Below are 20,126 nucleotides of genomic sequence, written 5' to 3'. Positions count from 1 at the left end.
CATTTCGAACACGTGCTCTTTCGGACGGGTTGCGCACGCCGGGATTGAGCGCTTATCCGAAGGTGCGCAGTGCACCGACCCTTGCCGCGCAAGAGCACGAGGGCGAGACCGGGTTGGCCGAAACGCCGATGCTCGGTCGCTGCGGCCGTACGCGGTCAGCAGGAGTTCGCGGCCGATGTCTCCCCTCGCTTGTCCGAAGAGGCCGGCAGGCTCAGGTACAGCGTCATGACCGCGTGGTCGGTCAGACCTGCTTCGCGGGCCTGGTGGTGGTAGTCGCAGGCGAGAACCTGGTCCGCGTGGGGCGTGGAGACGAAGAGGTGGTCGAAACGGAAGCCGCCGCCGGTGCGCCCGTACCAGGAGTGGGCTCTCTTGTCGGGGTGCAGGTGGCGGAAGGCGTCGGTGAGGCCGGCGGCCTGGAAGGAGTCGTAGAAGGCGTACTCCCACGCGCCGAACACCGTGTGCGGGGGCTGGTGGCCGCGTTCGATGACGTTGAGGTCCCCGGCCACGATGACGGGCATGTCCGGGAAGACGGCGTCGAGCTTCGGCAGGGCCTCGGTGCCCGCCTCCTGGAAGGCGCGCTTGGCGACGTTGTGTTGCGCCTTGGGCCCGCGGGAGGGGACGTACAGGCCCAGGACGCCGATGTCGTGGCCGCCGGTGGTGACGCGGGCGGCCGGGGCCCGGTGGGGCGTGACGGCGACGGGGCTCTGGACCGGGTGGGCGTCGGCGGTGCGGCAGGCGATGACCGTGCGGTAGTCGGCTTCGGCCGGCTGCGGGGCGATCAGGGTGGCGTACCCGCGCTCGCCGAGCGCGGTGACGAGCGCGTCGCCGCCGTGGGTGGAGGACACCTCGGTGAAGACGGCGATGTCCGCGTTCGCCTGGGCGGCGACCCAGGCGGCCTGACGGCGGGAGCGGTCCGGGGAGGCGTGCTGGGCGTTGAACAGCAGCAGCCGCACGGCGTCGTCGGCCGGAGCGTGCGCGGGTTCGTCCAGGGTGATCAGGGAGAGCTGCTCGGCGGGGGCGCTCATCGGCCGGCGCCCTTCTCGTCGAGGAACGCCTCGCTCTGGGGCGTCTGCTGAGCGGGTCGTAAGGGCGCCACGCTTTCACGGATCACTCCGCTGCTGGCCCGAAGCGCCTGGACCAACCTGGCGGCCAAGGTCGGAGGGAGCCCTCCGTCGTCCAGCCCGCACGCGTGGACCAGGTCGCGGGCAGCGTTCGCTTTCCCGGGGGAGATCAGGTTGGTGAACCGGGGGTTGGCCAGGCACTCGCGGGCGGCGTAGCCGTCGGTCGCGGCCATGGTCCGGCGGTGGAGTTCCTCGGCGACGAGGCGTGCCGCGGGGCTGTCGGACGGGTCGAGGAGGTCCAGGACGGTCAGCCCGAGGCGTGTGTCGAAGACGGTCGTACCGATATCGGGTTCGCGCTGCACGTAGCTGTTCACCAGCTCGGGGAGCAGGTCGTCGACGGGGCGGTGGGCGGCTCGGCGGCACATCACGGCCAGGCAGGTGGTGATGGCGTTTTCCCAGGGTTCGCCGGGTTTCGTCTCGGCGACGAGGCCGGCGGCGTGGCCGGGGTCGGTGCCGAGGGCGGCGAGTACGGCGACCTGCCGGCCGTCCAGCATCCGCAGTCCGAGGCCGTGGTGTTTCTCGATGTGGGCCAGGGCCTCGGTCCAGCGGCCGGCGGTGGTCAGGGTGCGGGTGCCGTCGGCGAGGATCACCCGCCACAGCCAGGCGTGTACCTCGTTGCGGTCGGTGTCGCTGGTGGTCAGCTTTGCGGGGATGCGGACGCCTTCGAACTCGGCGGGGGCGGCGTTGCTGACGGCGTCGAAGAGGTTGAGGAGGCGGTGGCGGCCGTCGTCGGTGTTGCCGGCGCGGATCTGGAGGCGGGCGAGGTTGACGACGGGTTCGAGGGCTCGGATCGCGGTCATGCCGGGGAGGGGGGTGGCGTGGAGGTAGGCGGCGGCGTGCTGGTGGCACCACTGGCGGGCGAGGTCGGGCAGGCCGAGGTCGGAGGCGAGGAGCGCGGCCTGGTTGTAGACCGCGGACGCCAGGCCCTGGTCCGCCTTCGTCCGGGCGGTGGCGGAGAGCTCGACCAGGGCGCGCACGCGCTGGTCGAGCGGCAGGCAGGCGGGACGGAAACGGGAGATGAGGGGGAAGCGCCGGGCTATGGAGGCGTACGGGTCCATGGGGACTCCCAGGGAAGGGAACGCGGTGAGTTGGGGGTGCGGGCCCGCCGCCGGTCGGCGGGCCCGCACCGGGGGCTACTGCCAGGTGACGAGGACGCGGTTGAGCGGCGTGTCGAGGACGAACATGCCGGGTCGCTGGTCGATGGGGGGCGCGTCGAGCGGCAGGAGCTCGAAGGAGGCTTCCCGGCCGCGGTACTCGCGGTCCCAGGTGCGGATGGCGTCGGCGACCTGGGAGGCGAGTTCCTCGCTGCCGGGGCCGTGGCCGACGACGCCGAACTCCCAGAGCTTGCCGCCCTCGGGGGTCTTCTCGTCCAGCAGGCGCCGGGTGAGGTAGGTGAGCGCGCCCTTGTCCACGGCGGCCGTGGAGGAGGGGTAGGGGTCCTCGGTGAGCACGGTGCCCTTGGCGGTCTGGGGGAACAGCATGCGGATCAGGCCGGAGGGCAGGGAGCAGGAGACGAAGAGCTCCATCCACTCCGGGCTCTCCATGGCGCGGACCTTCATCCCGGTCCACTGCTCGGTTTGCGGCTGTTCCAGGACGCCGGCGAGGGCTTCGGCGTCGATCTGCTGCCCGGCGGGGGCCTGGAGGCGCACGGTGCTCTGCGTGGAGAGGGGGATGACGCGGCGGTCGTCGTCGGCGATGCCGCGCCGCAGCGGCATGAAGGTGTTCATCTGCGAGCCGGACGAGATCCAGCGGCCGTCGCGCTCTTGGTAGACGATGGAGCGCGAGACGCTGCCCTTGAGGCGCTGGGGGGTGACGAGCCGGCCGCCGGGGGCGAGCTGGTCGAGCCAGGCGGGCGGGATGCCGTGTGCGCCGACGGTGGCGATGATCCGGTCGTAGGGTGCGCCTTCGGCGTGGCCGAGGGCGCCGTCGCGGGTGAGGGCCTGGACGTTGGTGAAGCCGGTGTCGGCGAGGTGGGCGCGGGCGCCTTCGACGAGGTCGTCGTCAACGTCGATGGTGGTGACGTGTCCGTCCGGGCCGACGAGGTGGCCGATCAGGGCGGCGTTGTAGCCGGTGCCGGCGCCGAGTTCGAGGATGCGCTCGCCGGGCTGGGCCTGGAGCTGGTCGAGCATGAGGGCGACGACGCTGGGCTGGGAGGCGCAGGAGATCGACGTGCCGTCGGTGTCGTACTTGATGTTCACCGGCGCGTTGGCGTAGGCGTTGGTGAGCGGCGCGTCGGGGACGAACCGGTGCCTCGGGACCGTGCGCAGCGCGTTTTCGACCTCGGGGGTGCGGGCGTGGCCTTCGGCCTTGATCTGGTCGACCAGGGCGTTGCGCAGGCGCTCGGCGTCGGCTTCGGATGTGGTGAGCGTGTCGGTGTTCACCGCGCCGACGCTATCGGCGGCGGGGGTGTTCGCCTGGGTGGACGCGGTGTTGTCACTCGATCCCATGACTGCCTCTCGTGCGATGTGGAACAGGGTGTGCTGGTCTGCGGCAGGCAGGCCGGCACGGTTGGCGTGGAAGATCACGTGGTGGGTGATGACGGCGCGCAGACCGCGGGTCAGTGCGCCCTGCGCGGCGAGGTGGGCGAGGGTCGTGCCCGCCCGTTCGAAGGCGGCGATCCACTGCGCGTGGCCGTCCAGCGGCCCGCCGGACCGGCACAGGCTGCGCGCCTCGGTGGTCATCAGCTTCCGCATCGCCGGCAGCAGAGTCTCGGACAGGCCGGGTGCCGGGGTGCCGGGGCGCAGGGCGGCGGCGTTGCTCCACACGTCGCCCTGCTCGAACCAGTCGAGGTTCGCGGCGCGCATCATGCTGCTCAGCAGTAGGACGGCCGTCTCCGGGCGGTCCAGGTGTCCGGGGCCTGCCTGGTAGGCGAGGAGGTGGCGGCTGTCCTCGTGGAAGAGGTCGTGCGCGGCCGCCATGGCAGGTCGGCCGCCGAAGGCGTCCGTCTCCGGCTCGTAGATGCCGGTCGTCCAGGAGGACGCGATGCCGTCCGCGACCAGGTCGTCCAGCAGCGCCGTGACGGCCGGGGCGGGTTGGTCGGCCAGGTACCGCAGGGGCCAGGGCTGCTTGTTCATGAACCACCAGCCGCTGAGCTGCCGGTCGGCTTCCGCCTCGCGCAGGACGGGGGTGAGGCGGTCGGTGATGGCGGCGCGCGCGGTCTGCCGGTCGGGGAAGGTGATCTGGTGCTGCTGCCAGTGGTCGGCGGGCATCAAGGTCCTCTCGGAGGTCAGGCGATGAGCAGGAAGGCGTCCCAGTGGGTGTGGGGCGGGGCGGTACCGGAAGCGGCGAGGAGGCCGAGCCCGATGCCGGCGGCGCCGTCGAGGAGCCCGGCGCCGGCGGGGCCATCGACGAGTGCCGCGCCCGCGTCCTCGGGTTTCGAGCCGAGCGGCAGCAGGGTGGCCAGCAGGTCGGGCAGGACGGCGCGGAGCCGGTTCGCGGTTTCGGGTGCGGCGTCGGCGGCGGTACGGACGGTGAGGTGGGCGAGTCCGGCGAAGCCGTGGCACAGGCCAAAGTCCGTGGTGGCCCACAGCTGCTCGGGGTCGGTGAGAGCGTCCAGGAGGGCGTTCTCGGCGACCGCTCGGCGGGCGGGATCGCCGAGCGCGAGGGCGGCGAGCTGCTGGGCGCGCGCTATGCCGGCGGTGCCGTAGCACCACGAGGGACGCCGGGGAGCGGCGGGCGCGAGCCGGTTGGTGCGCAGCTCGTCGCGGGTGACCCAGTACGGCCAGGTCCGGCCTTGCGGGGTGGCGGTAGCCCAGCGGTCGAGCCAGGCCAGGATGGTGCGCAGGGCCTGGCGGTGGCCGCTGACCGTGGGGCCGCGGCGGGCGCAGAGCGCGAGCAGGGCCAGGACGGAGCCGATGCCGTGGGCCATGCCGGTGTTGCCGTGGCCGCCGGGGAAACGGTCGTCCGGCCGCCCGGAGGGCCCGGTGAGCGTCCACCACCCCGGCAGGGTGTCCCCTTCGTGGGTGATCGGTTCGGTCAGGCGTACGCAGTAGTCGAGGACCGATCGCAGGGCCGGGCCCGCCGGGTCGCGGCGCAGGAGGTAGCCGCCGAAGCCGGTCAGCCCGCGGATCGCGTCGAACTCGGCGAGCGCCGGGAGCTGCCCGGTGTCGATCCGGCGGTGCGCGGCGTCCAGGCGGCGCTGGACGTCGTCGAGGATCTGCCGGTCCAGCAGGGCGAGGTCGCGTGCGTAGGCGCCGGGAAGACCTTCGGCGGCGCAGGCCAGGACGTGCGCGAGCGCGGGGGCGCCGTAGAAGGGGTGGCTGTCGGCGCCGATGGTGAACGGCCGGCGGGTGGCGGCCGCGAGCCAGTCGTGGGCGCGCTGCCAGGGCCCGAGGCCAGCCGCGGCCCGCTCGATGTGCAGCAGAGCGATGCCGATCGGCCCGAGAGCAAGGTGCTGCCGGACGGTATCCGTGCTCACCATGGCGGGCGCGGTGTCGGGGTGGGCGAGCCGGTCGGCGATGCCCGCGGACAGGCCGAGGGCGGTGTCGTGGTTCACCGGGTCCTCCCGGGGCGGGCGTTGAAGGCCAGGGCGGTGGTGCGGGCGAGGTGGAGGCAGATCTCCTCCTCGGGGAAGTTGACCGCGACGTGCCGTACGAAGTGGGTGTGCAGCAGGGAGGTCAGGACGTCGTCCAGGGCGATGCCCTCGGTGTCCGGGCCCGGCAGGTGCTCGCGGTAGGCGGCAAGCGCGGCGGCACGGTCGGCCCAGCCCGCCACGATCGCCTCGCCGCCGGGGACGCTACGAAGCGCGGCCCAGTCGTCGTGCGGGTCGGCCAGGCGGACGGCCTCGGTGAACTGCGGCCTCGGGATCGGCTCCGGCGCCCGGTGCGGGATGTGGTCGATCAGCCAGCGCGCGCCGGCCTGCGCACTGCCGAGGAACGCCGAGGTGATCGCGAAGGTGTGGGCGGCCACCAGCGTGCGCTGCTGCGGGCGCCGGGGCTGGGAGAGCTGGGTGACGACGGCCCGTGAGTCCGCCCGGAACACCTCCTCGGCGGCGTCCCACGCGCTCCCGGAGCCCCAACGGCCCATCTCCCGGTAAGAAGTGGGGTACCGCAGATCCGCCAGAAGCCCGGCCGTGCGCAGTTCGTCGGCCCACGCACTCACCGTACGGGCGGCGTCCGCGAAGCCATCCGGGTCCGGCAGGGCGATGCGCAGGCGAAGGTGCTGGTCGGGGTCGCGGAAGCGGATGAACCACCACGGCGGCGAGCCGAGCTCCCGGATGAGTTCGGGGACGTGCTGGGCCAGCACGGCGTCCTGGCGGCGCAGGTCCCCGTACAGGGCGGCCAGCAGCACCGAGGACGCGCCCGGCGTCTGCGTCTGCGCCCGCGTGAGGGTGCGGGCCGGACTGGGCTGGGGCAGCGGCGGCCACACGGCGGACTGTGTCGCCTTGAGGGGGACGATGATGTCGTGGGCCCGGCCCTGGCTCCAGCCGTACGCCTGCGGCCCCGGCGCCTCGGTGAGCACCACGGCCGAGGCGCGGTTGAGGCGCCGGCGCAGCAGACTGCGGTGGGCGGCCTGGGCGAGGTCGAGGGAGAGGAGCCGGTCGCCCTGGACGAGCTGCACGTGCTGCGGCAAGCGCCGGCGGCTGCGCCACTCGCCGAGCGCGAGGTTCCATTCCGCCGTGGGCCGGTCCCGGCCGGGCAGGTCGGCCGCTTCCAGCCGCCACCGGGCCGGGCAGAGCACGATGCGGCCGTAGCGCAGGCGCGGGAGGAACGGCGCCGTCGCGGCAACTCCCCAGTCGAAGGTGGTCACCTGGGCGCACTGGCCGCGCGACAGCTCGGTGAGCAGCCGGGCCAGCGGCGGGGTGTGCTCGGTGAGGTTGAGCGCGTGCATGCCCACGGCCTCGATGCGACGGCCGAGAGCCGGGGCCGCCAGGTACATCCGGCGGCCGTCGCACGCCACCGAGAGATCGGCCGCAGTGAGCACACCCTCCTCGGGCGGCCGGTGCTCTTGCAGGCTGATCAGCAGCGGCAGGACGCGGGGGGTCCGGGTGACGTGCGCGGTGTCGGCAAGGAGCGGGGGGAAGGAAAGCTGGGCGGGGTCGGTGCCGAAATCGGCGGTGGGCAGGTCGGCCAGCTCCGCGACCAGCGCCTTACGCGCGGCGGGATCCAGGACACTGGCGAAGCGGCCGGTGCTCACCCCGGCGCCACGGGACACGCTCGTGACCTCCACGATGAACCGGCCGCGCTGCACCTCTTCGACGCTCGCCGCGTGCAGCCGCACGCCGACCTCCAGGTGCGGCGGCACCCGCGGATCCTTCGGCCCCACGCCCAAGGCGTCCACCATCTCGTCGGTGAGCACCACCTCGTCGTGCCCGTCGAGCGCGGCAGTCTGAGCGAGACGGACCAGCACGTCGTCGCGAGGGGAGATCCGACGTCGGCGGGCGTCGGCCGGAGCCCCGGGGTAGCCGTCGGGGTAGCCGATGCCGCTGTCGGCGACGACATCGAGGAGGGGCACCATCGTGCCGATGCCGTACCGCTCGTAGAACCGCTGGTGGTACTCACCCAGCCCGCGCCCCCCGTACGGGCGGGCGCTGAGCCGGGTGAGGACGGTGGCGGCCCGCTCGACCTCGCGCGCCACTTCGTCGGGGAGCCGGAGGTGTGCGTCGAGGCGGAGGTCGAGCGCCAGCGGGTGGCGGCGAAGGCCCGGTACCAGCCGCCGCATCCGGGCGGCCACCGCCTCCCGGTCATCCGCCGAGGCGCACTTCGGTAGCGCCGCGTGGACGGCGCGGAGCTCGTCGATCGTCCCGGCGAGCGGGGCGAGGGTGCCGGCCTGGGCCGCGTCGAGCTGGGCGAGGACGTAGCCGAGGGCATCGGTCTCGGTGGCTGGCGCCTGAAGGTTCGTGATCAGCACGCGCCGCCGGATCAGCCCTGCCAGCAGGCCATGGACCCGCTCGGGCATCACGCCGGGAAACTCCGCGCCCAGCTTCCCGGCCAGGTCCTCGAACCGGACCGGTGTCCCCGCTGTGGCAAGGACACTACGCACCGGGGCGGACAGCTCGATCGACGCCTCCACCGCCCGCTGCCCGTCGTCCTGATACGGGACGATCAGGTGCCCGTCCCGTACGAAGGCCGTGCTGTTCACGACGACGGACAGCCACGGCAGCAGCTCCCCGCTCTTCTCCAGTTGCTCGACCAGCCGGGACAGCCACTCGGCGCCGGCCCGCGCGACGACCACATGGCCCGCGCCCCAGACGGCATCCGTCCGGTCGCCGAAGGCGGCGGTGGTCACGCCGGCGAACAGGCCGAACGGCGTGGCCCGGTGCCCTGCCCGCAGCAGGTAGCGGGCCAGGGAGAGCCCCACGCGCCGCACGTCCCGCCCGGAGGGAGCCCGGGACGTGCACAGGGCCTCGACCTGGGCCTCCAGGTCCGCACTGGCGTGCCGTACGGCCTCGGCCAGAGCGGCGTCACTCCAGACGGCGCGCACCCACGCCAGCCGACCGGCGGTGACGTCTTCCTGGCCGGCGGCACGCAGGGGCCGGTCGTCGAAGTCCGGGAAGGGGATCTCGGCCGTGGTTGGTCGTGCGACGGCGCGAACGAGGGCGATCGCCCCGGCCCGGAATGCCGGTGGTGCAGTCACGAATGCCTCCTGGAGCCGAGAAGAGGTAAGGGGGGACGGTGCCGCCACACCATCGGCGTGGCGGCACCAGCCAGGGTCGAGCCGGATGGCCCAGCTCAGGCGACGTTGGTGGTGCAGGCGCCGCAGGTGGTGCCGCAGTTGTCGTCGGTCAGGTTGGTCAGCCCGGCGGCGTCGGAGACCTCCAGCAGGCCGACGTTCAGGGTGAACCCGTCCTCCTGAGCCACGGACTCCTGGACCTGGGTGGTGCTCTGCGCGATGTTGCGCGTCATGTCAACTCCTCGTCGATAGTTGGGTGTTGCTGACTTGGTGGTGCTGCCAGAAGCGGGAGGCCGGAGCGTAGCCGGAGGGCTGGCTCCGTCCGCCGGGTTCTGGCCAACCCGATGCGAAGCCGCGGCGGGAAGCTCTTCCGATCTCACCTGGACAGGCGGGCCGGGGCGGAGGGGCGGCGGCGCAGGGGGCACGCCGTCGGCGCCTACCTCGTAACACTGCTGCTCGCCGGACGGGCCGGCGGAGGGAGGGCCGGACCCCACAGCCGGGCCCCGCCTCGCCGGGGCTGAGGACCGGCACCGGCCCGCCCGGCGCGGTGAACAGCCGTAGCGGCCTGCCCTGGCGGGAGCGGCCGATGGTCTGCAGCGAGCAGAGGTCCGGGCGCCTGTCCGCCAGACCGTGCCGGGCTCGGGCAGGGGCGGCGGCCGGGCGTTGATGAAGTTCGCCGCGGGGCGGGGAAGAACGGCAGACGCAGGAAGGCTCTCCGAAGAGCAAGACGGGCCGGAGGAACGGAGCGCGAAGGCGCTCTGCGTGGCGGTGGAGGAAGCGCTCACGCCGTCCACCCCCGCCCGGATCCACCGGAGCCAGGTACTGCTGTGGCACTGGCCGGCGAGAGCGCCGGCTGCTCTTCGGCAGGTACTTGGTCCGGGACCGCGGTGGCCGGGCCGAGACCGCGGACAGCGCCGGTCTCGTGCGCGACGACGTCCCCGATCAAGACGAGGCCGGCCAGGTTCGCCCCGATCAGGACGAGGCCGGCGGCACGGCCGCCCTGCGGCTCCCGGCGCCGATGCCGACGGCTCTTCGCCGGGTTGGCGGGTAAGGAGAAGAGGGTCATGGCGTTCCTCCGTCGGACAGGAGGTTCCAGGCGAAGCCGAGCGCGACGAGGTGGGCCTCGGTCCGGGCGCCGCACCGCAGCCGCAGCTCGTCGACGTGGTCGAGGAAGCGGCCAGGGGGACGCAGTTCCTCGGGAAGCTCGTCCTCTCCGGCGAGGCCGGCGAGGACTTGCAGGACGATGAGGTCGAGCGGGGCGAGGTCGGGGGCGAGCATGGGGGTCGGCGGCGGCGGGAGATGACCGCCGGTGAGAAGGGCGGCGGCCTTCCGGGCGGCGGTGGGCGCGCCGAAGAGACGGCCGAGGCGGTTCAGGTGCTGGCGGACGGTCCCGATGGGCCGGTCCAGCGACTGGGCGATCTGTTCGTCCGACTCCCCGACAAGAAGCAGTCGGCCCACCGCCAGCAGGGCCGGGGACAGCGGGCGCGGCCGGACCAGGGCGGCGATACGAACCGGCGCCGCGGTGGCGGGGAGCGCCCTGCCCGCAGCGGGGGCGCGGACGGCCGGAGGAAGCGGGCCGGTCAGGATCCGGTGCAGATCGTCGGCGGAGGTGACGCCCCGGCCGGGGAGCGCGGCCCAGTGGACGTCCCGTCCGCTGGTCGTGGCCAGCGGGGGGATGCCTATGGGGGTGCCGTGCGGCATGACGCGGGCCCCGGTACCCCAGCGGCCGGGCGGGACGGACCCCGGCTCCAGGAGGAAGTGCCAGGTCTTGGTGGTGTGGTTGGCGAGGACCGGACCCGAATGCGGTCCCAGAGCGGCCAGTGCCGGCTGGGCGAGGTCGGCGTGGACGCGGACGGCGTCGAAGTCCTGCCCGCAGGGGACGGCGATCGTCTCGCTGGTGCGGGGCAGCCAGCCCGGCATGTCCCACAGGCCGAGGAGCGAACGTGCCTGGGTACGGGGCGTCACGATTCCGCTCCCGTCGGGCCGGGCGCGGCGGCGTCACCGGTGGTCGCGGCGCGGATCCTCGTCGTCGCGTTCAGGTGGGCGATGTGGCTGAACGCCTGGGGGAAGTTGCCGAGCTGACGGCCGACGCCCGGGTCGTACTCCTCGGCGAGCAGGCCGAGGCCGTTGCGTACGGCGAGGAGGCTGTCGAGGACGGCGTCGGCCTCGACCGGGCGGCCGATCAGCGCGAGGCACTCGGCCAGCCACCCGGTGCAGATCAGGAACCGGCCCTCATCACCGGGGAACCCGTCGGGGCCGACCGTGTTGCCGGTGGTCCGGTAGCGCAGGACGAAGCCGTCATCCGTGGCCAGGTCGCGCTGGACCGCCTCGACGGTGCCGATCACCCGCTTGTCGTCGGCGGGCAGGAAACCGGAGAGCATGGCGTGCAGAAGGGAGGCGTCCAGCTCCGGCGAGCCGTAGGACTGGGTGAAGGTATTGCGCTCGGCGTCGTAGCCCTTCTCGCACACCTCGGCGTGGATCGCCGCGCGCAGCGCCCGCCACCGCTCCAGCGGCCCGTCGGCGTGGCCGGCCTCGATGAGCAGGACGGCGCGGTCGACGGCCGTCCAGGCCATGATCTTGGAATGGGTGAAGTGGCGCCGGGGCCCGCGCACCTCCCAGATGCCGGCGTCGGGCTGGTCCCAGACCTCCTCCAGCTCCGCGGCGAGGGCGACGACGACGGCGCCGATCCGCCGGACCCAGCTGGGGTCGGCGAGCGCGACCTCGTAGAGCACCTGGGCGAGTTCGCCGTAGACGTCGACCTGGAGCTGGGAGGCGGCGCCGTTGCCGACGCGGACCGGCGCCGAGCCCTCGTACCCCGGAAGCCAGGGAAGTTCCCGCTCGGGCAGCTTCGTCTCGCCGCCGACCCCGTACATGATCTGCCGCCGTCCGCTGGCGGTGCTGCCGGCCTGCACCATCCAGCTGACCCAGGCGTGGGCCTCGCGCAGATAGCCGAAGGAAGCCAGGGCGCCGATGGCGAGGGCGCCGTCCCTCAGCCAGGCATAGCGGTAGTCCCAGTTGCGGACACCGCCGATCTCCTCGGGCAGGGAGGTGGTCGGCGCGGCCACGATCGCTCCCGTCGGGGCATAGACGAGCGCGCCCAGGGTCAGCAGGGAACGGACGACCGATCCGCGATCCGGTCCGGTATAGGCGCAGCGGACCGCCCAGTCCTCCCAGAAATCGAGAGTGAACTTCAGCAGCACGTTGCCGACAGGCGCCGACGGAGGGCTGCCCACGCCTTCTTGCCAGGCGAGGACGAAGGCGAGCGTCTCGCCCTCGGTGACGGTGAAGTCGGCGACGAGGTCGGCACCATTGAGGTGGACGGGTACGTCGGCGTCGAGCCACAGCCGGGCGGCGCCGTGCTCGCCGGGGAGGTCGATGGCGTGGCGCCCGTCGAAGCCGGTGATGCGGGAGACGGTGTGTCCGTAGTCGGGGCGGGCCCGCAGCAGCGACCGCATGGTCACCCGGCCGGCGAGTCCGGTCACGCTTCGCACCAGGCGCGGTGCTCCACCGCCGGGCACCATGAAGTCGGAGACGACAGCGGTGCCGGTCGCGGTGGCCCACCGGGTCTGGAGGATCAGCGAGTTGCCCGCGTACCTGCGGTGGGAGGCGGGTACTTCGGCGCCCTCCATGAGCGAGGCGGGGGCGATCTGCCAGAAGCCGTGCTCGGCGGTGCCCAGGAGGCGGGCGAAGACGGCGCCGGAGTCGAACCGCGGCATGCACAGCCAGTCGATGGAGCCGTCCCGGCGGACCAGGGCGCTGCCGCGCTGGTCGCTCAGCAGGCCGAAGTCCTCGATCCTCACGCCGGGTACCGGCGTCCGGCCGACCGTGCGCTGATGGGGGAGAACGGCGGCGGGGGCGGTCACGCGGCCACCGCCGGGGCCATACCGCGGTGCGGCGCGATGATGCGGCCGTCGGGCAGCAGCTCGCCGGTGTCCTCGAAGAGCACGACCCCGTTGCACAGCAGGGTCCAGCCCTGTTCGGGGCGGCTCGCGATCGGCTTGGCCGCTTCCCGGCCGGGGGAGCTGGCGTTCGGGCACGCCTGGGGGTGATCACACATGGTGGGTCCTCAGAAGACGGGTATAGGGAAAGGGGGCCGGGGGAGCCGGTCTCATCAGGCGGTTCGGTTGCGGTAGCCGACGGGCCCGGCGGCCGGTCGCCGACGAAATCGCGTGTCCGACGCTGACCGGTTTCGCACCTCCGCGGGTCGCAAGAGGGGGTGCCCGCCCGGCAGCCGCTGTCAAAGAGCTGGGAGGTCCTTACGGCGTCTCCCGCAAGGTGCGGGCGAGCGCGTTCGTCAGCAGTTCGGTCTGCTCAGGCGTCAGCGGCCCGACCTCCAGGATTTCCTCGTGGCATGTGTTGCACAGCGCGCCGCGGGAGGGGTAGGCGGTGACCTGCACGGGCTTACCACCGAGCCGGCTCTTCAACAGCTGAGCGAAGCGGTCGGCGAGCCCGTATAGGGCGATGCCGTGGGTGTGCAGTTCCTCGTCGGGCTCGCCGAGAGCGATGCACACCTTGCGGACGTCGTCCAGGGTGAGACGAAGGTCCCACACCTGTCCGCCGCTAGCGTCGACTTGGTCGGCGTAGAGGAAGGAGTGAGCGGACAGCAGCCGCACCAGCTCGCGCACCAGGACGGTCAGCCTCGGCATCTGGTCGAGAACCAGGTGCATCAGCCGTTCCACGTCCTCGGCGCGGACCAGGGTTGTGACGACACCAGGAGAGAACGGGTCGGTGCGTCGTTCGACCTCGGCTGTGATCCCGGCCGCGGCCAGTACCTTGCGGACGGCCCCGAGCGAGCCTTCGTCGTCAGCGTCCGTGCGGGGAATCCCGAGGATCTCGCCGCGGTCGGACAGCACCTTCACGCGGGCGGAGAGGTCCCGCGTCACGATGTGGCGACCGGGGGCGTGAGCCATCACGTCGCGCAGACGCTCTGTGGCGTCCTGGAGCTGCGCACCCTGATGCTGCGGTGCGGGGATGTCGGGAGAGTCGGTCATGGCAGGCACCGTGGTTCGGGAAGCGGGACGGAGGAGTCGGGAGAGACGCTGTCCGCCGACCGCGAGGAGCCCGAAGACCACCAGCACGATCAGGCCGACCGGACTCGGAGGAGCCACGTAGCTCTCCTTCGCGGGGATGGACGATGGATGGTGTCCCTCCGCCGGGCGATCGGATGCACACGGGGGATGCGTCACCGGGCATGCCCGGCGGAGGGGGTGCAGGGGAAGGTGGGGCCGGCCGCCTCTGTTCGGGGTCGGGACGGACCACTCGGCGGCCGGGGCACCGCACACTCCTGTTGGCGCGGTACCGCCCCTCACCCGCTTGATACGGATCGCCGGACGAGGGGCCCCGGTCTGGAGTTGCCAGCCGCGGAAACCAGCGGTGGCGGACAGTTCGCCCTCCCGGGCAGCCTGCCTTCGTCCTCGCGTAGAGGCGGTCGACCGAGCCCGGGCTCGGCATCACGTCGTCGATGCCGTCGCTGGCCACGGATCGCGCGAGCGAGGTCTGGAGCCGCTTCAAGGCGGCCTCGTCGGCACGTGCGATCAGCACGCCCGCTCCTGGGGGTGAGTCGAAAGGCGGGCCCAGGTGGTGCGGTTCTCGTTGTGGGTGCCCCAGTCGCAGGCCAGCCGCGTTACCAGGAGAAGGCCCCGGCCCCCCGTTTCCGTTCCCCCGGCCGTCTTGAGGCGGGCTGGCTTCGAGTTTCCGTCGGTGACCTCGACCAGCAGCGCGTTGCCGGTGTGCTCGATGCGCAGTCCGACAGCCTTCTGGGCGTCGACGCCGCCGCCGTGCAGGATCGCGTTCGTCATCAGCTCGGACACGATGAGGACCGCGTCGTCCGCCACCGCCGCGGGGATACCGCCCCACCGCTCCATCGCGCCCGCCGCGACCCGTCGCGACATCTTGACGTACGCCGGCTCGCTGGGCAGGAACACCTCGACGGTGTTCCGGAGCGGTGCGGCGGGCGACGACGAGCGTCCGGCGTTCTGGGGGAAGTGCTCCTGTGCCATAGGGGACTCCTCAGGAGTGTGAGGCGACGGCAGTGGTCGTGAGCAAGCTCGAGCTGGGCGCGGAGGTACCCGCAGGCTCACGGACCAGGACCTTCAAGTGCCGTGGCCTGCGAGCGGCGTGTTCTCGGGAAGCCCGAGGAGGGCAAGAGTTGCCGTCGTGGGCCAGGGGCGGCAACCGTGACGGTTCACGTAAACGTGGCGGGTCTGCGTGACGCTTCACGTATTTCCGGGGCCGTGCTCGACGGAGTCACGATTTCTTGACACGGAGCGGACAGCATGTCGCTACGCTGGTGGGCGAGTTCGAAGGGAACCGACTTCATGCGACGTGGTCCTGAACCTCATGGCCCCTCCTGCGCGAGGCGGTTACGCGAGAGCGGTACCGAACGCGGACACACAACCGACGAGATCGCCCGCACGATTCACGCGCACTGCTTCGTCTCCCCCCTGCGCGCACAGCGTCTGGCCAGGGGCCTGACCCTTGCCGAAGCGGCAGACCGGATCCGCGAGCTCGTCTCCGACCTGGAAAAGGCCCCCCGCGTCACCGTGGAACAGCTGCGGCTCTGGGAAACGGGAGGACATCAGCCGATTCGCTCCACCGTGCTCGTGCTCGCCGCCTTCTACGGCTGCTCGCCGGGCGATCTGGGTCTGGACGAGACCGAGACGGTTGCCGCAGTCGCCCTCCGGGCAGAGCCCCGGCACGAGCACCGCGCCGAGGTCATCGCCATGCCCGTCACCGGCGAGCGGATCCCGACGGCCGCCGACCATCTCTCGCACAGGGTCGACGCCGCGCGGCGTGCGCTCGACCGCACCCTCGCCTCCGCGACGGTCACCTCCAATCAGCTGGACCACATCGACGAAATGGTCCTTTGGGCCAGCCAGGAATACATCTCCACCCCGCCGGCCCTGATGCTTACCCGCCTTCTGGACCTCCTTGCGGAGGTCGAGGGGCTGGCCGCATGCCGACAGCCGGCCGCAGTCCAGGTCCGGCTCTCGGAGCTGACCGCGATGCTCTCCACGCTCACCGCCGACGCGCTCATGAAGCTCGGCGACCTCACACGGTCGCGATCCTGGTACGCCACAGCGCGTACCGCTGCGGACGACAGCGGAAACGCGGAGCTTCGAGCGCGTGTCAGGGCTCAAGCCGCGATGTTGCCTTTCTACTACGGTCCGATCGCCCAGGCGGTGAATCTGTGCCGGGAGGCCAGGGTGATCAGCGGCAAAGCGCGAACCAGCGCCACGCACGCCTTCGCGGCAGCAGCGGAGGCTCGGGCCCTGGCCAAGCTTGGCGCCGAGGCCGAGGCCGATGACGCCCTGCGCTACGCGACGAAGGCATTCGAACAGTTCGGCGGGGACTCGGCGGACGACGCCTTCGCCTTTCCGGCGCGCCGCTACCTGCTCTACAGAAGCGGGACGTTGACCGCTCTCGGGCGCACACGTGAGGCACGCCAAGCCCAGGAGCAGGCACTCGTCCTCTACCAGGACAAGACAGGAATCGATCCCGCCCTCCTCCGGCTTGAAGCAGCCATCTGCTACGCGCGGGACCGAAGCCCTGACGAAGCGTTCCAGCTGGCCGGCGCCACGTTCCTGCGGATGGACCCCGCCCACCGCACACCCATCGTGGAAGAACGAGCCCGCGAGGTCGTAGAGGTCCTTCCACCGGCGATACGGACAAGCCGAGCGGCACGCGAGCTTCTCGAGATCATCGAGCTTCCGCCAGGCCGGATGTGACAGAACGCTCCCTCGTCGGTAAGCCTGTGCGACATGACAATCACGCCGGCCCCCGGTGGGTTCGACGAGTCCGAGATGTACCAGGTACTAGAGCGCGCCTGCGCGAAGGCCGGCCTCGACAGCCGCGATGCGCGCCTCCTGCGCGGGCACACCAATGCGGTCCTCCTCCTGAAGAAGGAGCAGGTGGTGGCCAAGATCGCCCGGAAGGGAACCGACGTCGAGAGCGTCGCGCGCACAGTCGCCTTCGTACGATGGCTCATCGAAGCAGACTTTCCCACCGTCTCTCTCCACCCCTGCGATCAACCGCTGATCGTCGACGGGCACGCTGTCACCTTCTGGACCTACCTGCCGCAGCCCGAGTACCCCGTGGCGGCCGGGCAACTGGCCGGACCCCTCAAGGCGCTCCACTTGCTGCCCCCACCCCCGATCACCCTTGCCGAGCACGACAACATCCGCGCGATCCGCCGCTCTCTGGCCGCGATCACATGCCTCCCCGCCGCAGCCATCCGATACATGGAGGAGGAGGCGGATCGACTCGAAGAGGAATTGCGGCACGTCCGGTTCGCCCTTGCCCCCGGGCTGATACAAGGCGATCCTCAGCACCGGAACGCGCTGCACACCACCGACGGAGCTGCGGTGCTGTGCGACTGGGACACGGTCGCCCAAGGCCAGCCGGAATGGGACCTCGTCACGGTCGAAGTCCACTGCCGGCGGTTCGGCTACGGTCAAGCCCACTACCAGACATTTGCGGACACCTATGGGTGGGACATCACGAAAACCACTGGATACCCGGTTCTGCGTGATATTCGCGAACTACGGATGATCAGTACTAACGCGCGGAAAGTTCGACATGCTCCCAGAACTTTGAGTGAGATCCAGCGGCGGATCGACGGTCTGAGGAGACGGGATGGGCAGCTCTCCTGGAGCATCCTTTAGGGCTTGCTGGGAAACAGGAAGTGGCTTCCGGCTGTGGGGCTCGTTGTTCTGGTATGGGAGACCGGAGGGGAACGAGGACTGGGGCTTCGGCGTAGTCGTGTGACGCCGGTTTCGTGGCGATCTGTCATCGAGCAGTCCAAGGAGGTCCCGGGCCTGCCGGCGCACGTGCTGGACCAGGTCGGCGCCCGTCCCGATCTGATCCTGCCCGGACGGGCCCTGCCCGCCGAGACCACCGTCCGCCGGCTGCTGGCCCACATTGACGGCGACGTGCTGGACCGGGTGGTCGGGCGCTGGCTGGCGGATCGCCATCCGAAGCCGACGGGGACGGCCGCACTGCGTGGTCTGGCCGTGGACGGCAACAGCCTGCGCGGCGCGGCGAAGGCGGAAGGCTGGAAGATCCACCTGCTCGCTGTGCTGGAGCGCACCACCGGCCTGGTCCTGGCTCAGTTGGACGTCGGCGAGAAGACCAACGAGATCACCTGCTTCCAGCCGCTGCTGGACACCGTCGCCGGCCTGGTCGGGGCCGTGGTCACCAGCGACGCGATGCACACTCAGCGTGAGTGCGTCGACTACCTGCTGGGCCGGGGTGCCCACTACATGCAATCGTCAAGGGTGTCGGCCACGGCCGCTCGGAGATCCGGCGGAGCAAGGCCGCCGCCGTGAACAAGCTCCTCTTCCCCGGCTCCTGCCAGGCCGTCCAGATCAAGCCCGCCGCACCGACCGCAAGGCCGGCAGGGCCACCGTCAAGACGGTCCACGCCGTCACCAGCCTGTCCGCCGAGCAGGCGACCCTGGCCCAGCTCGCAGAACTCGTCCGCGACCACTGGACGATCGAGGCCCTGCATCGCGTCCGGGATACCACCTTCGCCGAGGACGCCTCGCAGCTGCGGACCGGCAACGCGCCGCGCGCGATGGCCACCTGGAGCAACCTCGCCATCGGAGTCCTCCGGGCAGCCGGAGTGAAGAACATCGCGGCCGGTTTCCGCTGCAATGCCCGCGATCTCCGTCGCCCGCTCGCACTCCTCGGCCTCGAGTGATCACAAAACGGGCGTCACGCGACTGCGCCGAAGCCCTGTGCAGTCCCCCTTGCATGCAGGGTGAATTCGCCCACGGCAGACGCGTAACTCCCGTCCCGGACTGGAAGGTTCTCCGAAAGCATGTCAACGTACAGCGTCCCGGAAAACATCGAGTCCGTTTTACTCCGGGGCGAGACGAACGGGAAGGGGTATCGCAGGCGCAGGCGCAGGCGCAGGCGCAGGCGCAGGCGCAGGCGCAGGCAATGCGCGGCGCGGAACATACAGCAAAATTCCCGGTTAGCCTAACCGGGAATTTTGTGGATTATGGACCTCGCGCGCTCCAACCGCTTGGCGGTGGACCTGGAGCGAATTGCGACGTGAGGACGCTGTCCGGCAGGACGGCCGAGCCGGTGAACAGGTGATCAGTCCGTCATGGGCGTTTTCGCCGCTGAAGGAGGAGGAGTAGCACTGTCCGATCCGATCAAGAAGCTCCCGCCGAACGCAAAGGGGGAGGTTCGATACCGGTTCGTGGTCGATGTAGGGATCAACCCCGAAACTGGGAAGCGTAGGCAGCTGACCCGGACGTTCGCCAAGCTGAAGGAGGCGCGGGAGGAATACGCGCGCCTTACTCACCGTCGCGATGAAGGCAGCTTGGTGGCGCCCAGCAAAATCACACTGAACGAGTGGCTCGACCAGTGGCTGGCCATGAAGGCGGAGGACCTGGAAGAAACCACCATCTACAACTACCGGATCACCCTGGACCGAGTCCGGGGAAAACTGGGTGCGATCCGCCTCCAGGAACTCACTGAAGAGGCGGTGGAGGATTGGATGCGCTGGGCTCTGAAGCACGGGCGCGTGCGTGGCGGTAGGACTGGTACGCCGCTCGGAGTGACCACCGTGGACATGAGTCTCGCTCGGCTGAAGGACGCTCTGAACCGAGCCGTCACACGCCGGCTGGTGCCCATGAACGTGGCGGAGCACGTGACCATTCCGCGGAGGGTACGCAAGGAAGAACGGAGGAAGAAGCAGGAGGCGAAGCCCTGGAACGTCCATGAGGTCCAGATGTTCGTCCACGGGATCAGGGGAGAGCGGCTCTATGCTCCGCTGCTGCTGTCTCTGATGGGGCTGCGTCCGGCGGAAGTGTGCGGACTCCGTTGGGAAGACGTCAACTTGGACGACGCCAAGATCGTGGTCGCCAACACCCGCACAATGATGGGTAACCGGCACGTGGTGGAGAAGGACACCAAGTCCATGGCCGGAGAACGGGAACTTCCGTTGCCGGCTCCGGTGCTGGCTGGGCTGAAGGCGTTCCGTACTCTCCAGGCCAGGGAAAAACTGGCGCTGGGAGAGGCATACCAGGACACCGGCTACGTCCTGGTCCACGAGACCGGCGAGTCCTTTACGATCAGGCAGCTTCGCCGACGGGCGTATCGGCTCATGGACCTCCTTCATCTCCGTCGGGTGCGGCTCTACGACGCCCGTGCGTCGTGCCTCACTTACCTGGCGAACAAGGGCGTCCCGGACCATATCCTCGCTCGGTGGGCCGGACACACGAGCGTGAACACCACCAAGAAGTGGTACGTGAAGCCGGACGTGGAGGATCTTCGTGGAGCCGCCGTCGCGTGGGGCGGTCTGCACGGGATCCATCAGACTGATGGGCAAGTGTGAACCGGGTGGTCTGCTTGTCGCACGTGCTCGTCCACCCATGGCGCGGTC

16 protein-coding genes are annotated in these 20,126 nt (G+C 71.1%); 5 read left to right on the top strand and 11 right to left on the bottom strand.

All coding sequences use genetic code 11. The features are described 5' to 3' along the window. Window positions 1-155 precede the first annotated feature (155 nt). The 11 genes from QK442_RS32160 to QK442_RS32110 form a co-directional block, all read right to left on the bottom strand. On the bottom strand, window positions 156-1,025 hold the full coding sequence (locus QK442_RS32160) for an endonuclease/exonuclease/phosphatase family protein (RefSeq protein ID WP_282697635.1): 870 nt from the start codon (window positions 1,023-1,025) through the stop codon (window positions 156-158). After that, window positions 1,022-2,179: a hypothetical protein gene (locus QK442_RS32155; protein WP_282697634.1), complete on the bottom strand. Its 1,158-nt coding sequence runs from the start codon at window positions 2,177-2,179 to the stop codon at window positions 1,022-1,024. Before QK442_RS32155 ends, QK442_RS32160 begins: the two co-directional genes overlap by 4 nt. A gap of 75 nt (window positions 2,180-2,254) precedes the next feature. Further along, on the bottom strand, window positions 2,255-4,330 hold the full coding sequence (gene fxlM, locus QK442_RS32150; RefSeq protein WP_282697633.1) for a methyltransferase, FxLD system: 2,076 nt from the start codon (window positions 4,328-4,330) through the stop codon (window positions 2,255-2,257). Between the two features lie 17 nt (window positions 4,331-4,347). After that, window positions 4,348-5,616 carry a lanthionine synthetase C family protein gene (locus tag QK442_RS32145; RefSeq protein WP_282697632.1) on the bottom strand — a complete coding sequence of 423 codons (1,269 nt, stop codon included), beginning with the start codon at window positions 5,614-5,616 and terminating at the stop codon, window positions 4,348-4,350. Then, window positions 5,613-8,552 carry a lantibiotic dehydratase gene (locus QK442_RS32140; protein ID WP_282697652.1) on the bottom strand — a complete coding sequence of 980 codons (2,940 nt, stop codon included), beginning with the start codon at window positions 8,550-8,552 and terminating at the stop codon, window positions 5,613-5,615. Before QK442_RS32140 ends, QK442_RS32145 begins: the two co-directional genes overlap by 4 nt. A gap of 239 nt (window positions 8,553-8,791) precedes the next feature. After that, complete coding sequence (locus tag QK442_RS32135) at window positions 8,792-8,965, bottom strand: FxLD family lanthipeptide (RefSeq protein WP_282697631.1); 174 nt, start codon at window positions 8,963-8,965, stop codon at window positions 8,792-8,794. Between the two features lie 829 nt (window positions 8,966-9,794). After that, window positions 9,795-10,697 carry a hypothetical protein gene (locus tag QK442_RS32130; RefSeq protein ID WP_282697630.1) on the bottom strand — a complete coding sequence of 301 codons (903 nt, stop codon included), beginning with the start codon at window positions 10,695-10,697 and terminating at the stop codon, window positions 9,795-9,797. Beyond that, window positions 10,694-12,532 carry a glycoside hydrolase family 15 protein gene (locus QK442_RS32125; protein WP_282697651.1) on the bottom strand — a complete coding sequence of 613 codons (1,839 nt, stop codon included), beginning with the start codon at window positions 12,530-12,532 and terminating at the stop codon, window positions 10,694-10,696. Before QK442_RS32125 ends, QK442_RS32130 begins: the two co-directional genes overlap by 4 nt. 59 nt (window positions 12,533-12,591) lie before the next feature. Beyond that, a complete protein-coding gene (locus QK442_RS32120; RefSeq protein WP_282697629.1) occupies window positions 12,592-12,789 on the bottom strand; it encodes a DUF5999 family protein in 198 nt (65 codons plus the stop codon). 199 nt (window positions 12,790-12,988) lie between these two features. Further along, window positions 12,989-13,723: a hypothetical protein gene (locus QK442_RS32115; RefSeq protein WP_282697628.1), complete on the bottom strand. Its 735-nt coding sequence runs from the start codon at window positions 13,721-13,723 to the stop codon at window positions 12,989-12,991. Between the two features lie 543 nt (window positions 13,724-14,266). Then, entirely contained in the window at window positions 14,267-14,731 is a 465-nt protein-coding gene (locus tag QK442_RS32110) for an ATP-binding protein (protein ID WP_282697627.1), read from the bottom strand. Between the two features lie 276 nt (window positions 14,732-15,007). Between QK442_RS32110 and QK442_RS32105 the strand changes: the two genes are divergently transcribed. The 5 genes from QK442_RS32105 to QK442_RS32085 all read left to right on the top strand — a co-directional run bounded on the left by QK442_RS32105 (window position 15,008) and on the right by QK442_RS32085 (window position 20,078). Next, window positions 15,008-16,459, top strand: a complete 1,452-nt coding sequence (locus tag QK442_RS32105) for a helix-turn-helix transcriptional regulator (protein ID WP_282697626.1) — start codon at window positions 15,008-15,010, stop codon at window positions 16,457-16,459. 33 nt (window positions 16,460-16,492) lie between these two features. Continuing rightward, entirely contained in the window at window positions 16,493-17,395 is a 903-nt protein-coding gene (locus QK442_RS32100) for a phosphotransferase (RefSeq protein WP_282697625.1), read from the top strand. Window positions 17,396-17,560: 165 nt separating this feature from the next. After that, complete coding sequence (locus QK442_RS32095; RefSeq protein WP_282697624.1) at window positions 17,561-18,058, top strand: ISAs1 family transposase; 498 nt, start codon at window positions 17,561-17,563, stop codon at window positions 18,056-18,058. Continuing rightward, a complete protein-coding gene (locus QK442_RS32090; protein WP_282697654.1) occupies window positions 17,982-18,431 on the top strand; it encodes a transposase in 450 nt (149 codons plus the stop codon). The genes QK442_RS32095 and QK442_RS32090 overlap by 77 nt, the downstream gene beginning before the upstream one ends. A 411-nt stretch (window positions 18,432-18,842) precedes the next feature. Beyond that, the gene (locus QK442_RS32085) at window positions 18,843-20,078 is read left to right on the top strand and encodes a site-specific integrase (RefSeq protein ID WP_282697623.1); all 1,236 of its coding nucleotides are present in this window, start codon (window positions 18,843-18,845) and stop codon (window positions 20,076-20,078) included. Window positions 20,079-20,126 lie beyond the last annotated feature (48 nt).

The sequence above is a fragment of the Streptomyces sp. CC208A genome (assembly GCF_030010625.1).
GTDB lineage: Bacteria > Actinomycetota > Actinomycetes > Streptomycetales > Streptomycetaceae > Streptomyces.
This window is presented reverse-complemented; position numbering and strand designations above follow the sequence as displayed.

Excerpts from the sequence above, each read along its gene's own strand:
- QK442_RS32160 (WP_282697635.1), bottom strand. The coding sequence starts at position 1,025 with ATGAGCGCCCCCGCCGAGCAGCTCTCCCTGATCACCCTGGACGAACCC.
- QK442_RS32155 (WP_282697634.1), bottom strand. The coding sequence starts at position 2,179 with ATGGACCCGTACGCCTCCATAGCCCGGCGCTTCCCCCTCATCTCCCGT.
- fxlM (WP_282697633.1), bottom strand. The coding sequence starts at position 4,330 with ATGCCCGCCGACCACTGGCAGCAGCACCAGATCACCTTCCCCGACCGG.
- QK442_RS32135 (WP_282697631.1), bottom strand. The coding sequence starts at position 8,965 with ATGACGCGCAACATCGCGCAGAGCACCACCCAGGTCCAGGAGTCCGTG.
- QK442_RS32120 (WP_282697629.1), bottom strand. The coding sequence starts at position 12,789 with ATGTGTGATCACCCCCAGGCGTGCCCGAACGCCAGCTCCCCCGGCCGG.
- QK442_RS32115 (WP_282697628.1), bottom strand. The coding sequence starts at position 13,723 with ATGACCGACTCTCCCGACATCCCCGCACCGCAGCATCAGGGTGCGCAG.
- QK442_RS32110 (WP_282697627.1), bottom strand. The coding sequence starts at position 14,731 with ATGGCACAGGAGCACTTCCCCCAGAACGCCGGACGCTCGTCGTCGCCC.
- QK442_RS32105 (WP_282697626.1), top strand. The coding sequence starts at position 15,008 with ATGTCGCTACGCTGGTGGGCGAGTTCGAAGGGAACCGACTTCATGCGA.
- QK442_RS32100 (WP_282697625.1), top strand. The coding sequence starts at position 16,493 with ATGACAATCACGCCGGCCCCCGGTGGGTTCGACGAGTCCGAGATGTAC.
- QK442_RS32085 (WP_282697623.1), top strand. The coding sequence starts at position 18,843 with ATGGGCGTTTTCGCCGCTGAAGGAGGAGGAGTAGCACTGTCCGATCCG.